This window comes from Thiolapillus sp. (assembly GCF_048562965.1).
GTDB classification, from domain to species: domain Bacteria; phylum Pseudomonadota; class Gammaproteobacteria; order Chromatiales; family Chromatiaceae; genus Thiolapillus; species Thiolapillus brandeum_A.
On the sequence record NZ_JBHNMF010001272.1, the window covers coordinates 1 to 735 of the forward strand.

The window sequence follows — 735 nt, forward strand, 5'->3', positions numbered from 1 at the left end:
CGACAATGCCAGGCCGGCTGCAAAGCCGCCCAGCAGTTCCGGAGCTCCCATTTCATGTGCCAGCCATGCAAACAGCAATACCAGCGACACCATGGCCGTGGGAATCAGGCAGGGGATGTCACTGATGTCGTCAAAGTGTTTTATCAGCAGGGAGATGAGCTTAGCGGCGATGGGCGCGAGTATGAAAAACAGGCCGATGAACGCCAGTACCTTGCTGGTGTTGGCCAGGGTAATACCACCGGCAATGGAAAATTCGTACAGCAGTGCCAGCAGTACGACACCAAGTACATCATCGAGAACGGCTGCACCAAGCACGATTTGACCTTCCCGTGTGTTGCGCTGGTGCAGATCTGTCAGCACACGTATGGTGATGCCGATGCTGGTGGCCGTCAGTGCGCCTCCGATGAACAGCGATACCAGGACCGACAAATCAAACAGCTGGTGGGCGAGGAAGAATCCCAGTACGAAAGGAATGAGGAAACCACCAAAGGCAACGATGGATGAGCTGCGCCCGGTCCGCATGAGCTTGCGGATATCGGTTTCCAGTCCCACTTCGAACAGCAGCAGCAGGATACCGATTTCTGCCAGCAGTTTGATCACCTCGCCAGGCTGCAGCTAGCCCGGAAATTTCACCGCCCCACTGGAAATAGGCCTCTTTTTGTTGCATAAAGTAAGGGTTACCAATCACTTACCAGCAACAAAACAAAGAGGCCTATGAATACAGAGTGTAAACCA

The 735-nt window shown here is 53.9% G+C and carries 1 protein-coding gene; it reads right to left on the reverse strand.

What is annotated here, in order from left to right:
• Positions 1 to 600 (reverse strand): cation:proton antiporter (locus tag ACOCD2_RS23760; RefSeq protein WP_293650780.1); only part of this gene is annotated, 600 nt, incomplete at its 3' end.
• Between the last annotated feature and the right edge of the window lie 135 nt (positions 601 to 735).